We start from the raw sequence: 22,584 nt of genomic DNA on the forward strand, positions 1-22,584 counted from the left end.
TAACAGGAATTTAAGAAAGAAAGGTAATAGTTATGATACAGGCAAGTAATATCACATTGCGGCTGGGAAAAAAGGCATTATTTGAAGAAGTCAATATTAAATTTACAGAGGGAAACTGCTACGGCTTAATCGGAGCCAACGGTGCAGGAAAATCCACATTTTTAAAAATTTTATCCGGGCAGCTTGAGCCAACCAACGGGGAAGTTATTGTCTCCCCTGGACAACGTCTCTCCTTCTTACAGCAGGACCATTTTAAATATGATGAATTTCAGGTGTTAGACACCGTAATCATGGGCAACCGCCGGCTCTATGACATTATGAAAGAAAAAGATGCTATCTACATGAAAGAAGATTTTTCCGATGAGGACGGCATCCGTGCCAGTGAACTGGAAGCAGAATTTGCTGACATGGACGGCTGGAATGCGGAAAGTGATGCCGCTACCCTTTTAAACGGCCTCGGCATTCCCACAGAGGAGCACTATCTTCTCATGAAAGAGCTCCCCGGCGCCGCCAAAGTAAAAGTTCTTTTAGCCCAGGCCCTCTTTGGAAATCCTGATATCCTCCTTTTGGATGAGCCTACCAACCACCTGGATTTAGATGCCATTGCATGGCTGGAAGAATTTCTAATCAACTTTGACAACACGGTGATTGTGGTATCCCATGACAGGTATTTCTTAAACAAAGTCTGCACCAACATCGCAGATATTGATTACGGAAAAATACAGCTCTACGCCGGAAACTATGATTTCTGGTACGAGTCCAGCCAGCTTCTTGTAAAACAAATGAAAGAGGCAAACAAGAAAAAGGAAGAAAAAATCAAAGAGCTCCAGGAATTTATCTCCCGCTTCTCTGCCAACGCCTCAAAGTCAAAACAGGCGACTTCCAGAAAACGGGCCTTGGAAAAAATCCAGTTGGATGAAATCCGCCCTTCCAGCCGGAAATATCCCTATATTGATTTCCGCCCCTCCAGGGATATCGGAAATGAAGTCCTTATGGTGGAAAATTTAAGCAAAACCATTGACGGGGTAAAGGTTTTGGACAATATCTCCTTTATCCTGGGACATGACGATAAAGTGGCCTTTGTAGGAGGCAATGAATTTGCGAAAACCATTTTATTTAAAATTATTACAGGGGAAATGGAGCCGGATGAGGGATCCTACAAATGGGGAATCACCACCTCCCAGTCCTACTTTCCAAAAGACAACACTGCAATCTTCGACACAGATTTAATTATTGTAGACTGGCTTACCCAGTTCTCCGAAATCAAAGACGCCACCTATGTCCGGGGATTTTTGGGAAGAATGCTATTTGCCGGGGAGGACGGTGTAAAGAAAATGCGGGTCTTATCCGGAGGAGAAAAAGTCCGGGTGCTATTATCCCGAATGATGATTGAGGCATCCAACGTGCTGATTTTAGATGAGCCCACAGACCATTTGGATATGGAAAGCATCACCGCCTTAAACAACGGACTGATAAAATTCCCGGGAGTCATACTCTTCTCTTCCAGGGATCACCAGGTAGTGGAGACGACGGCAAACCGCATTATTGAAATTTTGCCCGATGGAACTATTGTTGATAAGATTACTACCTACGACGAATATCTGGAAAGTGACGAGATGGCGAGAAAACGTTCTGTTTACTCCATGTCCGCTTCCGACGAGGAAGACAATTAAATAAAAAAAGAAGGCAGGACACATAAATCCGCCTTCTTTTTTTATTCAGTTTTACCAAACACTCCCATGTTTTTTTCTTCTTTTTCGTCAGAATTTACAATCCATTCTTTGTTTGTTCATAGTTTATTCATAAATAATTGCTATACTATAATTGTTCAAAGGAACAGTGCTTTTGATAAACAGTGATAAATTTTTTCATAATAGCCTCGGCATCTACGGATGCCGGGGCACTCCTCATTTTATGGCATATTTTCTCCGCCTTGACCTGGAGGGCTGCCACAGCCTCCTTCTTTTTCCAGACACTGCTACACGCAGATAAACACAAAATACCCAAGATAAAAAAGAAGCATTAAAATACCGCTTCCACGGCCTAGCTTTTGCCCCCCGGCACTGCAGATAAGCAGCAAAATCCCCGCTGCTGCTGCCGTCAGCGTATCTGCAAGAAATCCAGAAGAAAACGGAACAGGGATAATCCATGCGGAAAGTCCCACCACAAAGAGGATGTTAAAAATATTGCTGCCCACAATATTCCCTATTGCAATGTCCGCATTCCCTTTTCTGGCAGCGGATACAGAGGTAAACAATTCCGGCAGGGATGTTCCCAAGGCCACGATGGTCAGCCCGATAAAACGTTCACTCATTCCAAGCATTCTTGCAATGGCACTGGCTGCATCAACGGACAGGTTACTCCCTAATAAAATCAAAACTAGTCCCGCAGTTACAGCAAAAATCGAACTTTTCATCCCCTGTGATTTTACCGGAACCTCACCAGGTTCACTCCCTTTTTTTGCAATACAATAAAGATAAAAGAGATAGAGCAGGAAAAACACCAAAAGGACAAACCCGTCCATAAACTGGATTTCCCCGTCTCCTCCCTGTACAAGCAAAAGAAGGGTAACCATTATCATAAAAGGAACCTCATAACGCAAAGTGGATTTTGAAACCGCAAGGGGTGTAATTACCGCCGAAATCCCCAGGATGATGAGCACATTGAGGATGTTGCTCCCTACAATGTTTCCAATGGTAATGTCCGCACTTCCTTTTAGGGCAGCTGCAATGCTCACCGCCGCCTCCGGCGCACTCGTTCCTATTGCCACAATGGTCATTCCTATGACAAGCTGGGAAATCCCGAAACGCTGTGCCAGAGAAGATGCCCCCGACACAAACCAGTCTGCACCTTTCACCAGCATCACAAAACCAACAGATAACAAGAACAGTAACAGAAAAATTTTCATTGTACCATTTCCTCCTAATTTTGTTTTCAGCATTTGTCCCGTTTATAGAAAAAACAACAAAAAAGGCGAGAACAATGCTGTATCACATACAACAAAGTCTCGCCCCTTACTTACAAAACCGGATTTCCAAAGGAAATCGTACTGACGGCAAAGTAAACATGAATATTCATGCGGGCTACTCCCTTTATTTTCCTTACTATAGCACAAGATTTTCCCCCGGTCAACAGTTAATTTATTATCCCGTGATTTTAATGAGAGGATTCCATTCCCACAATTTCAAACATTTCCATCACCCTGCTCTCCCAGGTATGGTGCTGTTTTACTTTTTCATATCCCTTTTTTGCAATCTCTACCCGCTCCTCCTCGTGGGAAAGGTAATATCCTGCCAGCTCCACCAATTCCTCTGTGCTCTCAAAACATACCAAATCTTCCTTATTTTTAAAATAATAAGGAATCTCCGCCTGAAAATTCGTCATTAAAAATCCCCCGCATCCCAACACGTCCCAAATCCGAAGAGGCAGGCCGCTTTTAATATTGGGAATGGTAAAATTCAGGTTAATTTTTGTCTCCCGGAAGACTTTGGGCATCTCGCTCCAGTAATCCAGGGAGCCGCCGTAACGCACCCTGGTAAGTTTTTCCGTATTGCTGTTGCTGTAAATGGTGACAGGGTACTTTTTGGAAAGCTCAATCAGTGCCCTCTGCCGCTGCTCTGCCGCCGTCTTAAACCCTAACACCGTGGTGGAAAAAATCAGCCCCAAATCCGAAAAAGAATCCTGGGATTTTTCCAGTTTAAAATACTGCTGCAATTCTTCTAACACTTCAACGGTAAGCATCTCTTCCAGAATATTGCCGCCGCTTATACACTGCTGTGCCCAGATTGCCGCATCAAAATATCCCTGAAGATATTCCGGAAGGGAAGATTTTAGTCTGTCATAGGAATTGCGCTCGTACAAACTTCCCACAAAAGCAATGTCATTGGCATATAAATAATTGTCACTGCTGTTCTCAAATAGATAGTTAAGCCGTCTGGTATTGGCAGCCAGGGGCAGATAAAAAATATGCTCAAGCCCCATACCTTTAAATTCCAGAAAGTTTGTCTTATCAAAGGTAAAAAAGTAATTACAGGGCTCAAATACAGCTTTGTGGTACATGCTGATTAGGGGACTGTCGCAGGTCCACACCACATAGGGCAGGTTTATATTTGCACAGACCTTTGATATCACTGCAAAATAGTTAATGGAAAACACACAGTCATATCTTTCCAGCTTAACTGCCTGTGACAAAATCTCCTCAAATTGGGGGTCATCGTCATAGGAATCCATGTCATATTCCAAAAATGCCTGATGGTACCCCAGATTTTCAAACGCCTCACACACGTCCGCATAATTGTATGCTTTCCACTTATAAACTAATATCTTCATCATTCATCATAAATGTTTACGATCTCGCCCTCTAAAATCCGGTTCATATTTTTCACAGCACAGAAATTGCCGCACATAGAACAGGTGTCCTCCTTTTCCGGCGCCGCCTCTGCCCGGTACTTTCTGGCCTTTTCCGGGTCTATGGCAAGACGAAACATTTCCTCCCAGTCTAATTTCTTTCTGGCATAACTCATTTGGTCATCCCAGTCTCTTGCCCCTTTCACTCCTTTTGCAATGTCCGCCGCATGGGCTGCAATGCGGGAAGCGATAATGCCCTCTTTTACATCCTCCACATTTGGAAGCCTTAAATGCTCCGCCGGAGTCACATAGCAGAGGAAAGACGCACCGCACATAGCAGCGATGGCACCCCCTATTGCAGCGGTAATATGGTCATATCCAGGAGCCACGTCTGTCACCAAAGGCCCTAACACATAAAAAGGCGCGCCGTGGCAGAGAGGTTTTTGTATCTCGATATTTGGGGCAATCTGGTCCATGGGCATATGTCCCGGCCCTTCAATCATTACCTGGACATTTTTCTCCCATGCCCGTGTTGTAAGCTCCCCCAATGTAACCAATTCCCCAATCTGGGCGGCGTCCGAAGCGTCTGCCAGGCTTCCCGGACGGCAGGCATCCCCAAGGCTTAAGGTCACGTCATACTCTTTACAGATATCCAAAATCTCGTCAAAATACTCATAGAAAGGATTCTCCTGCCCTGTCATCTCCATCCATGCAAATATAATGGAGCCTCCTCTGGATACAATATTGGTGAGACGCTTATTCCTCTTAAATTTTTCCGCCATTTCCCGGTTAATGCCGCAGTGAATGGTCATAAAATCCACCCCGTCCTTGGCATGCATTCTTACAACATCCAGCCACTCTTTGGCGGTAATATCTTTTAAGGCTTTGTGATAGTAGACTACTGCATCGTAAATAGGAACTGTGCCTATCATAGCCGGACATTCGCTGCAAAGCTTTCTGCGGAATTTCTGGGTATCCCCAAAGGAGCTTAAATCCATAATCGCCTCCGCCCCCATATCCACTGCGGACTGCACTTTTGCCATTTCCACGTCCAAGTCCTTACAGTCCCGGGAAACTCCCAGGTTCACATTAATCTTCGTCCGAAGCATAGAGCCGATTCCATTTGCTTTTATCCCCTTATGGTTCTTATTCCTGGGTATAATCACCTGGCCCTTTGCCATAAGGGAACACAATTCATCCAGATCCATCTGCTCATTTTCCGCAACTTCCTTCATCTCCGGGGTATGTATTCCTTTCCTCGCCGCATCCATCTGTGTGGTATAATCCATAGCTTCCTCCTTTTGGTGAACACTGGCTTAGGAAATGCGCCTTTAACAAAAAAAGCAATCCATTCATTCACGGACTGCCCCTATGCATAAATTTCCAGGCTGAAAATGCCCTAAAACATATACAATCATTGTCTATCTTCCTACGCCGGCATTATCCGTCAGGTTCATGGTTCGAAATGTAACCGCATTTCCTCTCAGCCTATCAATATAAGCTCACCAGATACTTATTATAATTGTCTTAATCCATTATAGAGAAAAGAGACTGACATGTCAATGAAAACGCTTGCGCTTTTACTAAAAATTTCATATAATTCCTACAAGTTAAATCTTCTTTCATTTAAAGATTCTTTAATAAATTCCATGGTATCCTCACATTGCAACAGCAAGGAGAGATAACATGTATCTCATTATGCTGATTTTTATTATTTTAGCCGCCATGTTTATTGCCAGCGGCGCAAATAATATGATTACGGTTGCAACGGCCCTGGAGGATTATTTTGATCTGGCGGAGGTGCCGGACTACTGGTTTGCCACCACTTATGAGGAGGAGGCCAAGCGTTTCTAAGACTTTTCAGGGGATGAGGGATATGCCTTAAAAACCACTCTCAGCGTGAACCGCTCGGGAATCAAGCTTATATATTTTATGGACGCCATAATCCCAGGCCTGATCCTTGTAATAAGCATCTGCCTGATTTTAATTTCCATGGTAATCCTCCGCTTTACCATGAGCGAAGAGTTCCGGGAAATCGGGGCAGATGTGGGAGATACGATCCACATAACCATGGGGGAGGAAAACAGATGGCAGCGGTTATGGGCCCCTCCGGCTCAGGAAAATCCACCCTCCTCTATGCGGTTTCCGGCATGGACAGCATTACCGCAGGGACTGTGGATTTCTGCGGAAAACATTGCAGAATTAAAGGAAAAAGCTTTATTTTTATATGAGACATACGGCGCAAGACTTGTGGTTCTTGACATTATGCTGCCGGAACCGGACGGTTTTAGGGGCGGACGACTATATAGAAAAACCTTATGACATCGATACCTGTTGGCAAAAATCAAAGGGATTTTCAAGCGCCGCTACTCCCTTGACACCATAATAGACGGCTGGTTTCCGTAAAAAACAGCGGCCGCACCCTTTCGGATATGGAACTGCCCCATATCTTCGACTCTTTCTGGAGAGGCTCAAACTCCCAAAATGTCCCCGGAAGCGGCCTTGGGCTTTCTATCTGCAGGCGGCTGGCAAATAAAATAGGGGGAGAGATATTTGCGGAGACGGATGAGGAGTGGTTTCAGGTTAGGGTTTTGTTTTGCATGGCAGGTATTTCGATCTAGTTTTAGAAATTCTTAAAAACATATTTTTGGATAAAATATAAATGTATATCCATTTGGAAAGGAGCGGGCTTTCATGTCTGATAAAATACTGCTTGTTGACGATAAAACAGAAATTGCGGATTTAGCAGAAGTGTATTTAAGAAATGAAAACTACGAAGTGCTAAAGTATTATTCTCCAAAGGATGTTCTTGCACATATAGGTGAAATACAGCCAGAACCAGTAGAGCAGGGAAATTTTGAACAACATGTTCCTTTTCAGCCGGAAGATACCCTGTATGTCAACCGGTGTGAACTTATCTATCTCTACGATACCAAAGGATTTTATCAGCCGGCATATCAATTTGGTGGCCCTATTAACAATAACGAAAATCCATGGACTTGTCGGATCCTGCTATGGCAAAATAAAAGATAGATTCGCTAACTCTATTCCCTGCTCATTATTTTGTCAGAATTTATGCATGTGCAATATTTGTATATTCTGAAATCTCCCTGTTTATGGTGCAAAGGTCATCCACGGATAAATCATGGATATCCCTGTTTCCGGTTATTCTTGCAAATGTCCTTAACTCCTCTGCAGAACATTTCAGGTAATTTTCCACCCGTTTTGCGGCGGCATCCATATGTAACCTTTCCCGGAGTTTCTCATCCTGGGTAGCTGCTCCCACGGGACACATGCCTGTGCCGCAGATACGGTACTGCTGGCAGGCGGCGGCAACCATGGCTGCTGAGGCGATGGCAACGGCGTCCGCCCCCATAGCAATGGCTTTTGCAAAATCAGAAGATACCCGAAGCCCTCCGGTGATGACCAAATCAATTTCTGAACCGATGGAATCCAGATATTTTCTGGCCCGGTAAAGGGCATAGATGGTGGGAACGCTGGTGGAATCCCGGATAATGGCAGGTGACGCTCCCGTTGCGCCGCCCCGTCCGTCTATGGTAATAAAATCCGGGTTGGCATACACGCAAAATTCCATATCCCTCTCAATGCGCCCGGCAGCAATTTTAATGCCAATGGGCCTTCCTCCGCTTCTCCCCCGAAGCTCATCCACCAGATTTTTTAAATCCTCCCTGGTGTTTATTCCCGGGAATTTGGAAGGGCTGATAACATCCTCCCCCAAAGGCTTGCTGCGGATTTTTGCAATTTCAGGGGTGACTTTGCTTCCCGGCAAATGGCCTCCCATGCCAGGTTTTGTCCCCTGTCCGATTTTTATCTCAATGGCGTCGGAAGTTTTTAAATTCTCATCTGTAACGCTGTAAAGATTGGGCACATATTCAAAAATATATTTATACGCCGCCTCTTTTTCCTCCGGAAGAATCCCTCCCTCACCGCTGCACATAGCCGTAGATGCCCCTGCGCTTCCCTTTGCCAGTGCAATTTTCATCTCCCTGGAAAGAGCGCCAAAGGACATATGGGAAATGTAAATCGGCATATCAAGCACCATAGGCTTTTGGGCCTTTTTTCCGATTATGGTTTTTAAAGACACCTCCTCATGCTCATCCAAAGGCATGGGGTTCAACTGGGCCCCAAGCAAGAGTACGTCGTCCCAGCCCGGCATTTTCATCAAGGTTCCCATTGCTTCAATGGCAGATTTCCCGGTAACAGCCATTTCATGGATTTCCTTCATGTAACGGTAATTGCTGTCGGTTTTCCTGGTTTCTTTTGGATAGTTTAAATCCAACTCCCCGGCGTTTCCCCCCTCCCTCTCTTTTGGGGTTTCACCGGAAATATCCCTGTGCACCTCCCCCTGTGCCGCCTCAAATTTTTCCGGCGGCTGTTTGCACACAGGACATTCCCTCAATTCAGAAAAAGGCTTCCCCTCTTTTTCCTCATCATACACGTATCCGCATACACTGCATTTGTACACCATAATAAATACCTCCTTCTTTCGTGTTAATCTAATTATAATTTCTTTTCCACACCTGTCAAGTACGGTGCACCAAAATTACAATTTCAACCGCCATAAAACCTGCCAGTACCGGCAAAACTGCCGGCTTCGCCCCAAGGATTCCCCCCAATAGAAGCATAACTGCCGGGACAAGGTATTTTCTTGGATGGTGCCACAAATCACTTTCAATTTTATAACCCCGTATGGGATAAAACCATTCCAGCAGGACAGAGAAAATTCCGCTTTGGAGGGCAAAGAAAAGGGCGGCGGGAAACATCCAAAAACGGATGCCTCCCTTTAATATTTCAAGGCTCATGAGGAAAATCACATTTCCCGCCATATTGCATAAAAAGAGAAACAGGCAGTATGGCATGCAGAATGTCTTCTTCTGCCCGGGCAAAAACCGAAGGGCCTGCCCTAAGTCCGGGTCACAGGAAATCAAAATGCAAATAGGGGTATTTAATGACAAAAGGGCAAAACCAATGGGGACAGCAAATGCAATCTCAAACTCTCCCCAAAAAAGCGGCAGCACAATAGCCAGGCACCACAGGATGAGGGTATTAATCCAATAATTTCTGTGGCATTTCAGATACCGGAAAAAATATCTCCCCATGGAATACCCTGTATGTTTTTTTACAGCGGCTCTGTTTTCTTCCTCCCACAGATAAAAAGAATATGCCTGTGCCCTTTCCAAAAGAAATACCGCAAAAATACCGCTGATAAGAAATATCAGGATAAACCAGGGACTGCTCCAAAAAAGTATACTGAAAGCAATCAGGCAAAAAAACCAAAGGGCAAAACCATACCAATACTTTTTATAAACGTAAAAAGCAGCGGCAATGAAAACGCCGTGGACAGCACAAACAATGCTCAGTGAAATTTCACAAAGACTCCAGTCCCATACTGCAAACAATACAGCCAAAAGCCCCGCCGTCTTTGTAAAAAGCGTATAAATTCCCAAGGCAGCCACATAGGAAAAAACAAATTTCCCATCATCCAGAGGAAGCATAACCATATGCATCATATAGGGGGCATTGTCCTTAGAAGAAAGGGCCTGCCACATCACGCCAATGGTAAATGTACTTGCCATGAGATACAAAATAAAAGGGGCAATCCTTATCCTGAAACCAGCTAGAGACAATCCCCAAAAAACAATAACGTAGATAAAAAAAGTCCGTGCCAGCCTCTCGTATTTTGCTCCAAAAAGTTTTTTTGCAAAAGCCTTAAATTCCATGTTCATACCGCAGCGCCTCCCGAATCTCCGGGGCATCTATCTCCCCGGCTTTTAATGTCTTTAAGATTCTTCCCTCTTCCAAAACAAGAACCCGGTCAGAAGTAAGGGTGATGCTTTCCAAAATATGGGAGGAAAAAAGCACCGTCCCATATTTTTTGAAAGCTAAAATCTGCTGATATAAATATTCCGTACTCCCAAAATCCAGGCCGTTCACCGGCTCATCCAAAAAAAGCAGCCTGGGTTTTAAGGCAAAAGCGGTAATCAAAAACACCTTTTTACGGTTTCCCGTTGACAGGTCTTTTAAAAGGACATTTTCGTACTCCCTAAAATGAAATCCCTCCACAAGCTCCGATACATCGGGCAGCTTTTTGCCATAAGCGGAAAAAACATAGGACAAATATTCCTGGAATGTGAAATAGGAAAAAGAATTATCCTCGGCAAATACCGTATAACGGCAGGCTTTAAATTCTTCTCCCCGGAAATTTAAAGGCTCTCCAAAAAAGCTGGCACCCTCCTGGGAAAACTCCTGGTGCAGTCCCGATAAGACTTTTATAAACGTTGTTTTCCCGGCGCCGTTTAACCCAATCAGCCCCACTGCCTCATGGTCATAAAGCTGGAAAGAAAAATCACACAGCACTGTTTTTTCCCTGCCGTACCATGCACTTAGATTCTGAATTGAAAGAACAGGCTCCCCCATTTTATTTTCCTCCTTTGTCCTTTTCTTTTTTCCATAAAGCATAGGCATTATAAAAAAATACCCCGGCTAAAACCACATAGAATACAGCCATTTCAAAACTTCCGAAAATACCGGTTGTAACAGCCGCTGCCATCCAAATCAATCCCATCATCCCTCGAATATATACATGACGCATAACATTTACCTCCCAAAAGTTTTTTGTTTTGTTGTATGTATCATAACCCAAAACTTGAACCTATACGAAACTGTCCCCAATCGGTTGGTTTTTGACCACGAAAAAACTGCAAAGCGTTTTATGCCCTGCAGCCTGAAATATATTTCTACTCTGTTTTTACCCCCTGGAAACATAAAGTGGCAACTGCCGAAAATGTACCGCCGCTATAGGAAGTCTGCACCGTACCCTCATATTTTTCTGCGGCAGTCCGGGCGCTTTTTATTCCCCATCCATGCAGCCCGTTATCTTCTTTTGAAGTTACAAGGGCACCGTCTTTTTTCACAGGCAGGGCGTTATAACTGTTCTCCACCTTTATTACCAGCATCTGGTGGATACGTCGGATATTTAGCCGGATAAACCGTTCCCCTCCCTTTGGCACCTTATCTGCCGCCTCTATGGCATTATCCAAAAGATTCCCCAGAATTGCACACAAATCAGCGCTTTTTAGGTTGGTGTGCCGGGGAAATTCCACCATAACCTGTAGAGAGATATCCCTGTCTTCTGCCGCCTTTGATTTGCTGTTTATGAGATAATCCAGGGTTTCATCCCCTGTCCATAGATTTTCAGCAATTCCCTGTACCGGGGCCTTAAGCTCCTCTAAGTACCAAAGAGCTTCCTGTTGTTTTCCGGCGGAAAGGAGGTGATAAAGCGCCCCTATATGGTTGTGAAAATCATGGAACAGCTTTGCATTCACCTCATAGGCCTTATTTAAAGCGGTATAATCCCGCTCTAAAAGCATTGCCTGCTGGGATTTTAACTCTGCAAGTTCCTTTTCCATCTCATAATTTTTGCCGATATGAAAAACAAGAATTGACATGAGAAATATTACGGCCAAAATCGTCCACATGTAAAGGGTATCCTCCCCAATGGGAAGCCTTGTCTGCTGGGATAAAGTGACCACAGCAATCAGCCCCGCCACTGCAAAGGAGGAGGCAAAACGAAAAGCGTCCCTCCCCTCTATATCGGAATGCTTCCAAAGAAAAAAGCCAATAAACACCAAAAGCCCGTGAACCATCCACAATACCATCTGTCCCCCGGCTGTGCCGGAGTCCAGTAAAGCCGGGGAACGAAAGAACACCCCCGTCCACGCCCCAATGAGAAATTTCAGAAGAGAAACTGCAATCTCAAAAAAAATCCCCACAAACAGGCTCATCCTTTTATCCCCGCCCGAAAAATAACTGGCACAAACCACAATCCACAATGTTTCCAATGCCACGGAAGAAAAATCCGTTAGTCCCGCCCCATACACAAGCACAGAAATAACGGCAGCCCCAAAAAAACAAGGGAGCAGACAATTTCTCCCCGGTTTTTTGGCAGAAAGCATACGGGCAATCAGAAACAGGCATAAAAAGAACCTCACACACACTGCGCCCATATTTGAAAATAATACAAATATTTCCCTCATATATGCGCCCCCCAATATGCGTTCATCTGCTCTTTTACCCCCTGAAGATGGGAACGGCTGATGGGTAACGCCTTTTCATTTTTCAATACCGCCACACCGTCTCTAATCTGCATAATATGGATAAGATTTACAATACAGCCCCGGTCGATAAAGATAAATTCCTCCGCCATAAGCTCCTCATGCACCTGCTGTAAACTTTTGCGCACTTTGGATACTCCCCTTGCCGTTATAATACTGGCATTTTTCCCATCCCGCTCTATATAATAAATATCCCGGTAAGGAATTTTTTCAAACCGGCTGTTGGTCTTTATGGTATAAACCCTTCCATCTTCCAGTTCAATCAATTTCACCGCATCCCTTATGGCAGAGGGAAGGCGCTTTTCCATATCATTTTTTGGCACATACCGAAAAACCGACAATTCAAATGCATCTATGGCATATTCCACATGGGAGGTAATAAAAATAATTTTCACATTGGGAAGGAAGGGCTTTATTTTTTCCGCAATTTCCATTCCCGTAACTCCCGGCATTTCTATGTCCAAAAGAATTAAATCAAAGAAAAAATTATCTTCTGTGATATCGTAAAGAAGATTATCGCTGGCGGTATAAACCTGTATTTCCCCCGCAATTCCACATTCCCCTAAACAAATTTCCGTCATTTCCTTATGGGCCAAAACGGAATTTTTATCATCATCGCAAACTGCTATCCGAAGCATATTTTTACCCCACTCCCCTTATTCCTTCGCAAGGGTAAACTGGTCCACCAATTCCTTCAGACAGGAAGCCTCGGCGGAAAGCTGTTCACTGGCTGCTGCACCTTCCTCCGCAGTAGCGCTGTTGCTCTGTACAACCTGTGAAATCTGATTAATCCCCTCCGAAACCTGCTCAACTGACTCTGACTGCTCATTGGATACAACTGCAATATGATCAATGGCATCCACCACAGACTGAATGCTGTTTACTACGCCTAAAAGAACGTCTGCCGTATTTTGGGCAATCTCCGTACCCATATGTACCGCTTCTGCGGAATTTGCAATAAGTTCCGATGTATTTTGGGCTGCCTCCGCAGATTTTCCGGCCAAATCCCGAACCTCCTCCGCAACAACAGCAAACCCCTTCCCCGCAGTGCCGGCCCTGGCTGCCTCCACTGCCGCATTTAAGGCGAGAACATTTGTCTGGAATGCAATGTCATCAATTGTCTTTAGAATCTTTTCAATCTCCTCGGAGCTGGCCTGAATCCTTTCCATAGCCTCCACCAAATTCTGCATTTTCTGGTTGCACAGTAAAACTTCTTCACCTGTCTGATGTGTCTGGCTCCTCACATCCAGCGCCCCGCTGGCCGTATTTTTCACTTCCTCGGAAATCACGCTTATCCGCGCTGCCAGTTCCTGTACCGAACTTGCCTGTTCTGTAGTGCCCTGGCTAAGTGTCTGTGCACTTGAGGATAATTGGTTGCTGGCATTTGCCACGCCCTCCGCAGAACTATTAACCTGATGCATAGCATTGCTCAGTTCAACCCTCATATTGCGCATGGATTGCAAAATATCCTGAAAACTGCCCACATATACATCTTCATGTTCCGTATGGACATCCAGGTTCTGATTTGCCATCTCATTGAGCAGATAACTGATATCGTTGATAACAGTGCGAAGCCCCTCCACAAGCGCTTCCGTGGACCTGACGAGCACACCAGTTTCATCCCTGTTTTTAACCTTAGGCATGGGCGTATCCAAATCCCCCTCCACCAAAAGTTTCATACGGTTTACACAAGCCTTCATAGGTTTTCCAATATTGACAGCCAGAGTCAGGGCAATCACAACGGAAATCAGAATGGAAACCACTATAACGGCGATATTGATAACCATTGCATCACGGGTGGACGCCAAATAATTAATCTGGGGTGCGGTCACTGCAATGCTCCAGCCGTCTGTATCTAACACAGGGGCATAGGCTGCGAACATTTTATCTTCTCCGTTTATGTAGCTTCCAAATCCGTTTTCCCCCTGACGCATCTTTCCGTGAATCGCCGCCAGGTCCTGCAAAGAAGGGTCACTTTCAGCCTCCTTTTCTATATTCTGAACTGTAATTGTTTCAAGCGTAATGTCGGCAATCGTGTCCCCTGTCTTATTAATCATATAAGCCCTGCTGTTTTCGCCAAGCTGAATAGCGGATACAATATCATTTAAAAAGGTTTCATACGGAACAAAATACACAACGCCCACAATGGATTTCCCATGGTCTCCCTCCGAGTACAGAGGCGCCGCCACCATAATGGACAATTCTCCTGTAATCTTGCTGATTAACGGCTCCGAAACAAAAACATTTCCCTGCATTGCCTGACGGACATATTCACGGTCTGAATAATCATTTCCGTCAAAAATACTGATGCCGTCTGCGCCGACAATATTTCCCCTGCGAAAGCCATGCATGGAAACACGCTCGTCGATAATAGCCTGTTTTTCTTCCACCGGTACTTCCGGGTCTGACAGCTGAGGAATGCACCCCACCTCCATGACAACATTCTTATATACCTCCAGTTCCTTCTGCGCCCGTCCTGCCGCCAGAACTGCCGTCTGGCTCATCATCTGCTCCACCGTGGACATGGTACTGTTGTAGTTTAGTGAAATACTTGAAGATCCGGATGCAACCAGTCCCATCAGAACTGTCAGAATCAGACATAAGGTGATTTTGGTTCGAATGCTTCTCATTTGAATATTACCTCCTGCTCACATAGCTGAAAATAAGATATTCTAATTGACATTTTCAACCATTTTACTAATTTATTTATATTATAAAATCTACTATTCCTGCTTGTCAACCACTATATTTTTTGAGCTTTCCCAAACCGGACCTCACAGTCTTTCCTGTAAAACGCAATCCCGTAACAGTCAATCTTCTTGTATCCCTCTGCCTTAAGCTCCTCCATATATTTTTCATATAAAATGGTTGATTATCTCAAAAAAACCTTGATTTAAGGGCATACAAGCAGGATTTCAAGCTGAATTTACTACCAATTTACTACTTTTGAGGGAAAGAGCCTTCTTGCTATATGCGGCTTTGCGGGCGCGGTGGCTGTCTGATAGCTGCCGCGTCTCCGTTTTTTTTGCTTTAATCGTAAAATGGGGTGGAATCAATTCTGGCTTAATTCTTATCCTTGCAATAGACAAGAAAATATTATATTGTGAGAAGAAAAAATGTAGATGTTTCAAAATTGCCCTAGCATTGCTATCGCTAGTTGCACATTTCTAAGAAAGCGCTGATTAAATCATCGTTTCCCTAAAATTCGACCAGGGCAAATATCCCCCGCTGTTTTCATTATACATCGGGCAATGCTATTTGAAAATAGATTTTTCCGTCACGCTCTCAGATTATCCCGCACAATCTTTTTCACCGCCCCCATCACCTCAAATAATACCCTCCGCTCAAAATCCGTACAGTCCTCAAGCAGCTCAGAAACATCTCTCTGATACTCCAGGGCATTTTTCCCCAGATTTCCGTACAAAAGAGTGTCAGCTGACACTTCCAACGCCCTGGCCAAATGGATAAGCGCCTGCAAACTTGCCTTTTTTCTTCCTGTTTCAACCTGGCTTACATACTGGGGGGACAAACCGGCTTTCTCCCCAAGGAGTGCCTGGGAAATGTTTCTTTGTTTTCTTACTTCTCTCACCCTTTTCCCAATCAAAATGTAATTTACGGACATAAAAACCTCCTGAAAAAAATTTTATTAATATTCTATCTGTAGGTTAAGTTCTAAACCTGCAGTCCATTTTCAAAAAAATAACTATGAAATATACTATCTAAATAAACACCATTACTTTTCACTTTTGGAATCTGGCTGACAGAGAAAAGAGGACATATGAAATCACTGAAAAAGCAGGACTATCCCCCTGTCCAAAAAGAAAAAATCAGAAGCCGATACCAGGGAGTGGATTTGGACACCCTGGATATTATTCCAGCCATCCCTGCGGAAAACTTTTATGAAGATAAGTCGGAAAAAAGAGTTGCCGTGTATGTGAGGGTCTCTACAGACGACCCAAGGCAGACTTCCTCCTATGAACTTCAGAAAAATCATTATCAGGATGTAATTTACAGACACCCCGGATGGAATCTGGCAGGAATCTATGCAGATGAAGGCATATCCGGCACTTCTCTTTTACACCGGGATGCCTTTGTACAAATGATTGAAGACTGCCATCACGGAAAAATTGATTTAATTATCACAAAAAGCGTATCCAGATTTGCAAGAAACATTTTAGACTGTATCGGTTACGTGCGGAAACTTGCCTCCCTTTCCCCTCCTATCGGCATTTTCTTTGAAACGGAAAATTTCTGCACTTTAGACAGTAAAAGTGAAATGAACCTGGCTTTTATCTCCACCCTCGCCCAGGAAGAAAGCCATAACAAAAGTGAAATTATGAACGCCTCCATTGAGATGCGTTTTCGGCGGGGAATTTTTTTAACTCCCCCATTGCTGGGTTACGATCAGAACGAAGAGGGTAACCTTGTGGTAAACCAGGAGGAAGCCATAACCGTCCGGCTGATTTTTTTCATGTATCTTTATGGATATACCTGCAGGGAAATTGCGGATAAGCTTACCGAATTAGGCAGAAAAACCAAACAGGACCGCTGTGTCTGGTCTTCTTCCACAGTTCTCTCCCAATTGCAGAATGAGCGCCACTGCGGAGATATACTGGCAAGAAAAACCTGGACGCCCAATTATCTGGACCACAAATCAAAGAAAAATAAAAAAGACAGAAACCAATATTTACAAAAAAACCATCATCCGGCAATTATCTCCCGGGATGACTTTATCGCTGTACAGCACCTAATACAAAACGCCAAATATGGAAATAAAGACATCCTCCCCCGCCTGCAGGTTATAACTTCAGGTATTCTAAAAGGATTTGTCATCATCCATCCCAGCTGGAGCGGATTTTTGGCCAAAGACTATTTAAGTGCTGGGGAAAATATCTGTGAAAAATCTATACCCCCGCCTGAAAAAACATATGAAACAGAGCCAGAGGGACTTTTTTTTCAAAAATTTTGAAATTGTCCGGGGAGAATTCATTCAGAGCATGAACCGAATTTCGGTGACTTTTTCCCCGGGGTTCCTGCGCTTTAGCGCCGCATCAGTTCGAAACGTTCCCACTGATTTTGTAGAACTTCTGATTCACCCGGAAAAAAAGCTCTTGGCGGTACGTCCCTCAGATAAAAACAAGCGCACTGCCCTTCGCTGGTCTTTGCCAAAAAGAGAAAAATATTATCCAAGAATAATTCGGGGCGCTGCTTTTCTGCCCACCCTGTATAATCTCCTTGACTGGAACCCACTGTACAGCCACCGTATTCTTGGATCCTTAAAACAAAAAGATAAAGACGTCTTTCTTCTTTTTGAACTCTCCCATACGGAAATACGAATTCCCGCTGCCTCATTAAAAGAAAAGACTGACAGTCCATTTGGAAAAGGCGAAGGGACTGTGGACAGCAAATATCATATCCTTTATCCTGAAAACTGGTCAGATAACTTTGGAGAAAAATATTTTGCAAATCAGCCACTGGAAACATCCCAGGTTACAGAATGGAAAAGTAACTTAACAGGGATTCCCTTTGAGAAAGAGCCTTTTTTGCACACAACCCCACTGGAAAAATTGAACCAAAACATAAAAAAACTGATAGATAAAATTCAACAGGAGCAAAATAATGAATGATCCGACTTTTACGTTTTATAAATACAAAGCATATGTTAATACACTGTGCTTAAAGGAACTTTCGGAATCTGATTTCATTGAAATTCTTATAAATCCCAGGGATAAACTCCTGGCTGTCCTTCCCTCCGCCATCTATGAAAAAGATTCTATTCGCTGGTGCAGGAATACTGAAAAGAAAATTCCCAGGCACATAAGCTGTAAAATCTTTTCCGCAAAAGTGTTTTCCATGATGGACTGGAATGTAAATTACCGCTACAGGCTCCACGGACAAATAACCATTGTTGAAAATACAAAAATATGTCTATTTGACCTAGATTCCCCGGAAATTGAAATTCCTGTTTCGGAAAAAGAGCCAGCCTATGCCCCCTGTTCCACATCATACCATCTGTGCACAAATAATTTCATGGGATACGCAGTTTTAGATGAAAAGAAAAGATATAAAAATACGAAAAGAGAGGAAATTAAATGAATCACTCTAATTACAAATATCATTTTAACACAGAACCAGAAATAAAGCAAATGCCAGAATATGATCCGGACGCAGAACTGTCAAGTTTAAATCTTACTATCCCTATGTGGATTCGTTCTATGAAACGTTCCGTCTCCATAATTAATTTTAAGGAAGCCTCAACAAATGCCCGGAAAAAACTGTCAGATACATTAACCGACCTGAAAGACGCCGCAGATGAACTGGAAGAAAAGCTCAAGGAGAATACCTATGAACAGTGAAATTGATTTTACTCCCTATGTACCTCAGGTTCACTATGAACTGATTCCCATTAAAAACCTGGTTTCAAACCAGGATTACCAGCGAAACCTATCCCTAAAACATGTACAGAATGCTGCGGCAAACTTTGATTTATGCCAAATCAATCCGGTAAAAGTCAGCCGCAGGGACGGTATAAACTATGTCTTTAACGGCCAGCACACCATTGAGATTATCGCCCTTGTCTCCGGCTCCAGGGAAACTCCTGTGTGGTGTATGATATATGACGACCTTAAATACTCAAGGGAAGCAGATATTTTTGCCAACCAGATGAAATATGCAAAAGCGCTCTCCCCCTACGAAATTTTTATGGCAAATATAGAAGCCGGAAACGACAAGCAACTCCTCATTCAATCCCTGGTGGAATCCTACGGCCTTATGATTTCCAGCAGAACGACTCCGGGAGGAATCTGTGCTATTGCTACTATGGAAAGCATTCACGACAAATATGGCTTTCATATTCTTGACCGCACCCTAAGGCTCCTTATCGGAGCCTGGGAAGGGTCGCCAAAATCTTTTAGCGCAAACATGTTAAACGGAACCGCCCGCCTTGTATTCTGTTATGAAGAAGCGCTAAAAGACGACGTTTTTAAAGAAAAACTGGGCACAATTTCCCTAAAAGAATTAAGCCGCACCGCCAGGGAGAGAAGCGCCGGTTCCCGGGGATATGCCGAGGCTATGCTGCAAATCTATAACAAAAAGATTCAGCATCCCCTGCCCATATCCAAACTGTATTCCGCAAAAAAACACTAAAAATCTCATAGGGACAACCGTGGCTTACACTATTTTGACAACAATTCCTTTAAAATTTCATTTACCATTCCCGGGTTTGCTTTCCCCTTCATGGCTTTCATGGCCTGGCCCACCAAAAAGCCAATAGCTTTTTCTTTCCCGTTTTTATAGTCCTCCACGGATTTGGGGTTATTTTTCATCACCGTTTCCACTGTTTCCCGCAGGGCCCCCGCATCGTTTACGGTTTTTAACCCTTTTTCTTCCACATATTTTTCCGGGTCAATGTCTTCTTTAAACACGGCCTCAAAAACTTCCTTTGCCACAGTGCTGTTCACTGTGCCATTGTCCGTCAAATCAATGAGCTTTGCCAGATTTACCGGAGAAAAACGGATATCCTCCGCATCCATGGCATTTTCCTTTAACAGGCGTATCGTCTCCACCATAAGCCAGTTGGAAACTTTTTTGGGCTTCTTACAAATCTCTGTCGCCGCCTCAAATATGTCCGCAAACTTCTTTGTCCCGGTAAGTATCTGGGCGTCGTATTCCGGCAGGCCGTACTCACTCTGGTAACGGGCCAGTTTTTCCGTGGGAAGTTCCGGCTGTTTTGCCCGGACACTTTCAATCCACTCATCGCTTATGGATACCGGAACTAAATCCGGGTCAGGGAAATAGCGGTAATCCTGGGCGTCCTCCTTGGAGCGCATGGCGTAGGAATAGGCTTTGCCGTCATCCCAGCGCCTTGTCTCCTGGACAACTTTTTCCCCGGACTCAATTAAATCAATCTGGCGGTTTGTCTCATTTTCAATAGCTCTTGCAATAGCCCGAAAAGAGTTCAGGTTTTTCATCTCCGTCCTGGTGCCAAACTCTTTCGCCCCTGCTTCCCGCACAGACAAATTCACATCCGCCCGCATGGAGCCTTCCTGGAGTTTGCAGTCCGAAGCCCCAAGATACTGGATCATAAGCCTTAATTTATCCAGATATGCAATGACTTCCTCTGCGCTTCGCATATCCGGCTCTGACACAATTTCAATTAAAGGCACCCCGGAGCGGTTAAAATCCACCACAGACACATCCCCGTCCTCATCATGGACTAATTTTCCCGCATCCTCCTCCATATGGATTTCATGGATGCCCACCGTCTTTTTTCCTCCCTGCTCCGTCTCTATCTCAATGCCCCCGTTTCGGCATATAGGAAGATACAACTGGGAAATCTGATAGTTTTGGGGATTATCCGGATAAAAATAATTTTTCCGGTCAAATTTGCAATACCGGGTGATTTCACACTTTGTGGCAAGGCCCACTGCCATGGCATATTCTACCACCTGTTTATTTAAAACGGGAAGGGAACCCGGCATACCGGTACAAACCGGGCATGTGTGAGCATTTATAGCTCCCCCGAAAGCAGTGGAACAAGAACAGAAAATTTTTGTCTTTGTGGCAAGTTCCACATGGACTTCTAAACCTATCACCGTTTCATATTCTTTACTCATCTTCTCCCTCCTACCTGATACACATCCGATAAGGGACTGTGTCTGTATTCTCTGGTACACTCGTAAGCGTAAGCCGCCTGGATTATATTTTTTTCCTGAAAGCAGTCCCCGATAAGCTGCAGCCCTATGGGAAGACCTTTTTTATCCATGCCGCAGGGCAGGCTGATCCCCGGCAGGCCGGCAAGATTTACGGATACGGTGTAAATATCCCCCAGATACATTTTCATAGGGTCGTCTAAGCTGCTTCCAAGCTTCGGGGCCGTGGAAGGGGCGGCAGGGCCAAGGATCATATCATATTTTGAAAAAGCTTTGTCAAACTCTTTTTTGATCAATGCCTTTGTGCGGAGGGCCTTTAAATAATAGGCATCGTAGTAACCGGAACTTAGGACAAAGGATCCTAACATAATCCGGCGTTTTACCTCTGTGCCAAAACCTTCGGATCGGCTTTTTTTATACATATTGTGAAGCCCTTCATATTCCTTTGCCCGGTAGCCGTATTTCACCCCGTCAAAACGGGCCAGGTTAGAACTTGCCTCGGCACAGGCAATCACATAGTACGCGGGGATGGCATACTCCACCAGCCCTAAGTCAAATTCCTCCAGCACAGCACCTTTTTCTTCCAAAACTTTCGCTGCCCCTTTTACCGCCTGGCTTACCTCTCCATCCAATCCTTCCCCGAAATAATCCCTGGGAATCCCGATTTTCATTCCTTTTACATCATCTTTTAAGGCGGAGGTAAAATCCAAACCCTCCCGCTTCATGGAAGTGGAATCCTTCCTGTCATAGGAAGAAATGGTTTCCAGAATAAGGGCGCAGTCTGTCACATCCTTTGCCACAGGGCCTATCTGGTCCAAAGAAGAGCCATAGGCGATAAGCCCGTAACGGGATACGGTTCCGTAAGTGGGTTTTATGCCTGTGACGCCGCAAAAAGCGCTGGGCTGGCGGATGGAACCCCCGGTGTCAGAGCCTAAGGCGCAAACACACTCTTCCGCCGCCACCCCGCTGCAGGAGCCCCCGGAGGAGCCCCCGGGAACATGGTCTAAATTCCAAGGATTTTTCGTGGCGCCGTAAGCGGAAGTCTCTGTGGTGCTTCCCATGGCAAATTCATCCATATTTGTTTTTCCTATCACAATGGCTCCTGCATCTTCCAGATTTTTTACCGCCTCCGCCGTATAGGAAGGAACAAATCCTTCTAAAATTTTAGAACTGCAGGTGGTTAAAAGTCCTTTTATGCACATATTGTCTTTTACGGCAATGGGCACTCCCGCCAGAGGGCCGCCTAAAGTTCCCTCCCCTATTTTTTTCTGCACTTCCTCCGCTTTTTTTAACAGGGCATCCTTGTCCGCCACAGTGACAAAACTGTTTACTTTATCCTCTTTTTTTTCTATGGCGTCCAAAGTATCATTTACCGCTTCCTTTACCGAAATTTCTTTTTCTTTTATTTTTTTTCCCAGCTCTTTTGCTGTCAAACTTGTCAAACTCATGGT

22 protein-coding genes, 1 pseudogene and 1 riboswitch are annotated in these 22,584 nt (G+C 44.4%); of the genes and pseudogenes, 10 read left to right on the forward strand and 13 right to left on the reverse strand.

The window, feature by feature from the left end; genetic code table 11:
• The first annotated feature begins 32 nt into the window (after positions 1–32).
• Positions 33–1,673 carry an ABC-F family ATP-binding cassette domain-containing protein gene (locus D7Y06_RS10140; RefSeq protein ID WP_120407685.1) on the forward strand — a complete coding sequence of 547 codons (1,641 nt, stop codon included), beginning with the start codon at positions 33–35 and terminating at the stop codon, positions 1,671–1,673.
• Between the two features lie 305 nt (positions 1,674–1,978).
• Here the strand turns inward: D7Y06_RS10140 and D7Y06_RS10145 are convergent, their stop codons facing one another.
• The 3 genes from D7Y06_RS10145 to thiC form a co-directional block, all read right to left on the reverse strand.
• Entirely contained in the window at positions 1,979–2,908 is a 930-nt protein-coding gene (locus tag D7Y06_RS10145; protein WP_120407686.1) for a calcium/sodium antiporter, read from the reverse strand.
• Positions 2,909–3,156: 248 nt separating this feature from the next.
• Positions 3,157–4,332 carry a CgeB family protein gene (locus D7Y06_RS10150; protein ID WP_243119221.1) on the reverse strand — a complete coding sequence of 392 codons (1,176 nt, stop codon included), beginning with the start codon at positions 4,330–4,332 and terminating at the stop codon, positions 3,157–3,159.
• Positions 4,329–5,636 carry a phosphomethylpyrimidine synthase ThiC gene (gene thiC / locus D7Y06_RS10155; RefSeq protein WP_120407688.1) on the reverse strand — a complete coding sequence of 436 codons (1,308 nt, stop codon included), beginning with the start codon at positions 5,634–5,636 and terminating at the stop codon, positions 4,329–4,331. Before thiC ends, D7Y06_RS10150 begins: the two co-directional genes overlap by 4 nt.
• Positions 5,637–5,756: 120 nt before the next feature.
• Positions 5,757–5,865, reverse strand: a riboswitch (TPP riboswitch).
• Positions 5,866–6,033: 168 nt separating this feature from the next.
• Here thiC and D7Y06_RS25945 point away from each other — a divergent pair.
• From D7Y06_RS25945 to D7Y06_RS26515, 4 genes and pseudogenes are all read left to right on the forward strand, one after another.
• The gene (locus D7Y06_RS25945; RefSeq protein ID WP_158591344.1) at positions 6,034–6,201 is read left to right on the forward strand and encodes a hypothetical protein; all 168 of its coding nucleotides are present in this window, start codon (positions 6,034–6,036) and stop codon (positions 6,199–6,201) included.
• A 230-nt stretch (positions 6,202–6,431) separates the two neighbouring features.
• A pseudogene (locus D7Y06_RS28555) lies at positions 6,432–6,542 on the forward strand (ATP-binding cassette domain-containing protein); the annotation flags it as partial.
• 237 nt (positions 6,543–6,779) lie between these two features.
• Positions 6,780–6,968, forward strand: a complete 189-nt coding sequence (locus D7Y06_RS28560) for an ATP-binding protein (protein ID WP_120407689.1) — start codon at positions 6,780–6,782, stop codon at positions 6,966–6,968.
• A gap of 73 nt (positions 6,969–7,041) precedes the next feature.
• Positions 7,042–7,380 carry a hypothetical protein gene (locus D7Y06_RS26515; RefSeq protein ID WP_199714686.1) on the forward strand — a complete coding sequence of 113 codons (339 nt, stop codon included), beginning with the start codon at positions 7,042–7,044 and terminating at the stop codon, positions 7,378–7,380.
• Between the two features lie 40 nt (positions 7,381–7,420).
• Here the strand turns inward: D7Y06_RS26515 and D7Y06_RS10175 are convergent, their stop codons facing one another.
• The 8 genes from D7Y06_RS10175 to D7Y06_RS10205 all read right to left on the reverse strand — a co-directional run bounded on the left by D7Y06_RS10175 (position 7,421) and on the right by D7Y06_RS10205 (position 16,104).
• Entirely contained in the window at positions 7,421–8,839 is a 1,419-nt protein-coding gene (locus tag D7Y06_RS10175; RefSeq protein WP_120407690.1) for a glutamate synthase-related protein, read from the reverse strand.
• A 52-nt stretch (positions 8,840–8,891) separates the two neighbouring features.
• The gene (locus tag D7Y06_RS10180; protein WP_120407691.1) at positions 8,892–10,094 is read right to left on the reverse strand and encodes a hypothetical protein; all 1,203 of its coding nucleotides are present in this window, start codon (positions 10,092–10,094) and stop codon (positions 8,892–8,894) included.
• On the reverse strand, positions 10,078–10,785 hold the full coding sequence (locus D7Y06_RS10185; protein WP_120407692.1) for an ATP-binding cassette domain-containing protein: 708 nt from the start codon (positions 10,783–10,785) through the stop codon (positions 10,078–10,080). The genes D7Y06_RS10180 and D7Y06_RS10185 overlap by 17 nt, the downstream gene beginning before the upstream one ends.
• A gap of 1 nt (position 10,786) precedes the next feature.
• Positions 10,787–10,960: a hypothetical protein gene (locus tag D7Y06_RS26520; protein WP_199714687.1), complete on the reverse strand. Its 174-nt coding sequence runs from the start codon at positions 10,958–10,960 to the stop codon at positions 10,787–10,789.
• 145 nt (positions 10,961–11,105) lie between these two features.
• Positions 11,106–12,404 (reverse strand): sensor histidine kinase, encoded by a 1,299-nt coding sequence (locus D7Y06_RS10190; protein WP_120407693.1) that lies wholly within the window; start codon positions 12,402–12,404, stop codon positions 11,106–11,108.
• Positions 12,401–13,120 carry a LytR/AlgR family response regulator transcription factor gene (locus D7Y06_RS10195; protein WP_120407694.1) on the reverse strand — a complete coding sequence of 240 codons (720 nt, stop codon included), beginning with the start codon at positions 13,118–13,120 and terminating at the stop codon, positions 12,401–12,403. The genes D7Y06_RS10190 and D7Y06_RS10195 overlap by 4 nt, the downstream gene beginning before the upstream one ends.
• A gap of 18 nt (positions 13,121–13,138) precedes the next feature.
• The gene (locus D7Y06_RS10200; RefSeq protein WP_120407695.1) at positions 13,139–15,112 is read right to left on the reverse strand and encodes a methyl-accepting chemotaxis protein; all 1,974 of its coding nucleotides are present in this window, start codon (positions 15,110–15,112) and stop codon (positions 13,139–13,141) included.
• 647 nt (positions 15,113–15,759) lie between these two features.
• The gene (locus tag D7Y06_RS10205) at positions 15,760–16,104 is read right to left on the reverse strand and encodes a helix-turn-helix domain-containing protein (RefSeq protein ID WP_120407696.1); all 345 of its coding nucleotides are present in this window, start codon (positions 16,102–16,104) and stop codon (positions 15,760–15,762) included.
• A gap of 156 nt (positions 16,105–16,260) precedes the next feature.
• Between D7Y06_RS10205 and D7Y06_RS27010 the strand changes: the two genes are divergently transcribed.
• From D7Y06_RS27010 to D7Y06_RS10225, 5 genes are read left to right on the forward strand one after another with little or no spacing between them, the layout of a single operon-like run.
• A complete protein-coding gene (locus tag D7Y06_RS27010) occupies positions 16,261–17,451 on the forward strand; it encodes a recombinase family protein (RefSeq protein ID WP_243119224.1) in 1,191 nt (396 codons plus the stop codon).
• A gap of 28 nt (positions 17,452–17,479) precedes the next feature.
• On the forward strand, positions 17,480–18,109 hold the full coding sequence (locus tag D7Y06_RS27015) for a hypothetical protein (protein WP_243119226.1): 630 nt from the start codon (positions 17,480–17,482) through the stop codon (positions 18,107–18,109).
• Entirely contained in the window at positions 18,102–18,578 is a 477-nt protein-coding gene (locus D7Y06_RS10215; protein ID WP_120407697.1) for a hypothetical protein, read from the forward strand. The genes D7Y06_RS27015 and D7Y06_RS10215 overlap by 8 nt, the downstream gene beginning before the upstream one ends.
• On the forward strand, positions 18,575–18,838 hold the full coding sequence (locus D7Y06_RS10220; protein WP_120407698.1) for a hypothetical protein: 264 nt from the start codon (positions 18,575–18,577) through the stop codon (positions 18,836–18,838). The genes D7Y06_RS10215 and D7Y06_RS10220 overlap by 4 nt, the downstream gene beginning before the upstream one ends.
• On the forward strand, positions 18,828–19,628 hold the full coding sequence (locus D7Y06_RS10225; protein ID WP_120407699.1) for a DUF6551 family protein: 801 nt from the start codon (positions 18,828–18,830) through the stop codon (positions 19,626–19,628). Before D7Y06_RS10220 ends, D7Y06_RS10225 begins: the two co-directional genes overlap by 11 nt.
• A 29-nt stretch (positions 19,629–19,657) precedes the next feature.
• Here D7Y06_RS10225 and gatB read toward each other — a convergent pair whose 3' ends face one another.
• Together gatB and gatA are read right to left on the reverse strand one after the other, a co-directional pair.
• Positions 19,658–21,097, reverse strand: coding sequence for an Asp-tRNA(Asn)/Glu-tRNA(Gln) amidotransferase subunit GatB (gatB, locus tag D7Y06_RS10230; protein WP_120407700.1), 1,440 nt, complete (start codon positions 21,095–21,097; stop codon positions 19,658–19,660).
• Positions 21,094–22,581, reverse strand: a complete 1,488-nt coding sequence (gatA, locus tag D7Y06_RS10235; protein ID WP_120407701.1) for an Asp-tRNA(Asn)/Glu-tRNA(Gln) amidotransferase subunit GatA — start codon at positions 22,579–22,581, stop codon at positions 21,094–21,096. The genes gatB and gatA overlap by 4 nt, the downstream gene beginning before the upstream one ends.
• Positions 22,582–22,584: the final 3 nt, after the last annotated feature.

This window comes from Roseburia sp. 1XD42-69 (assembly GCF_003612565.1).
In the GTDB taxonomy this organism is placed as follows: Bacteria; Bacillota; Clostridia; order Lachnospirales; family Lachnospiraceae; genus Roseburia_B.

Coding starts and splice junctions, on each gene's coding strand:
- D7Y06_RS10140 (WP_120407685.1), top strand. CDS start 33: ATGATACAGGCAAGTAATATCACATTGCGGCTGGGAAAAAAGGCATTA.
- D7Y06_RS10145 (WP_120407686.1), bottom strand. CDS start 2,908: ATGAAAATTTTTCTGTTACTGTTCTTGTTATCTGTTGGTTTTGTGATG.
- D7Y06_RS10150 (WP_243119221.1), bottom strand. CDS start 4,332: ATGATGAAGATATTAGTTTATAAGTGGAAAGCATACAATTATGCGGAC.
- thiC (WP_120407688.1), bottom strand. CDS start 5,636: ATGGATTATACCACACAGATGGATGCGGCGAGGAAAGGAATACATACC.
- D7Y06_RS25945 (WP_158591344.1), top strand. CDS start 6,034: ATGTATCTCATTATGCTGATTTTTATTATTTTAGCCGCCATGTTTATT.
- D7Y06_RS28560 (WP_120407689.1), top strand. CDS start 6,780: ATGGAACTGCCCCATATCTTCGACTCTTTCTGGAGAGGCTCAAACTCC.
- D7Y06_RS26515 (WP_199714686.1), top strand. CDS start 7,042: ATGTCTGATAAAATACTGCTTGTTGACGATAAAACAGAAATTGCGGAT.
- D7Y06_RS10180 (WP_120407691.1), bottom strand. CDS start 10,094: ATGAACATGGAATTTAAGGCTTTTGCAAAAAAACTTTTTGGAGCAAAA.
- D7Y06_RS10185 (WP_120407692.1), bottom strand. CDS start 10,785: ATGGGGGAGCCTGTTCTTTCAATTCAGAATCTAAGTGCATGGTACGGC.
- D7Y06_RS26520 (WP_199714687.1), bottom strand. CDS start 10,960: ATGCGTCATGTATATATTCGAGGGATGATGGGATTGATTTGGATGGCA.
- D7Y06_RS10190 (WP_120407693.1), bottom strand. CDS start 12,404: ATGAGGGAAATATTTGTATTATTTTCAAATATGGGCGCAGTGTGTGTG.
- D7Y06_RS10195 (WP_120407694.1), bottom strand. CDS start 13,120: ATGCTTCGGATAGCAGTTTGCGATGATGATAAAAATTCCGTTTTGGCC.
- D7Y06_RS10200 (WP_120407695.1), bottom strand. CDS start 15,112: ATGAGAAGCATTCGAACCAAAATCACCTTATGTCTGATTCTGACAGTT.
- D7Y06_RS10205 (WP_120407696.1), bottom strand. CDS start 16,104: ATGTCCGTAAATTACATTTTGATTGGGAAAAGGGTGAGAGAAGTAAGA.
- D7Y06_RS27010 (WP_243119224.1), top strand. CDS start 16,261: ATGAAATCACTGAAAAAGCAGGACTATCCCCCTGTCCAAAAAGAAAAA.
- D7Y06_RS27015 (WP_243119226.1), top strand. CDS start 17,480: ATGAACCGAATTTCGGTGACTTTTTCCCCGGGGTTCCTGCGCTTTAGC.
- D7Y06_RS10215 (WP_120407697.1), top strand. CDS start 18,102: ATGAATGATCCGACTTTTACGTTTTATAAATACAAAGCATATGTTAAT.
- D7Y06_RS10220 (WP_120407698.1), top strand. CDS start 18,575: ATGAATCACTCTAATTACAAATATCATTTTAACACAGAACCAGAAATA.
- D7Y06_RS10225 (WP_120407699.1), top strand. CDS start 18,828: ATGAACAGTGAAATTGATTTTACTCCCTATGTACCTCAGGTTCACTAT.
- gatB (WP_120407700.1), bottom strand. CDS start 21,097: ATGAGTAAAGAATATGAAACGGTGATAGGTTTAGAAGTCCATGTGGAA.
- gatA (WP_120407701.1), bottom strand. CDS start 22,581: ATGAGTTTGACAAGTTTGACAGCAAAAGAGCTGGGAAAAAAAATAAAA.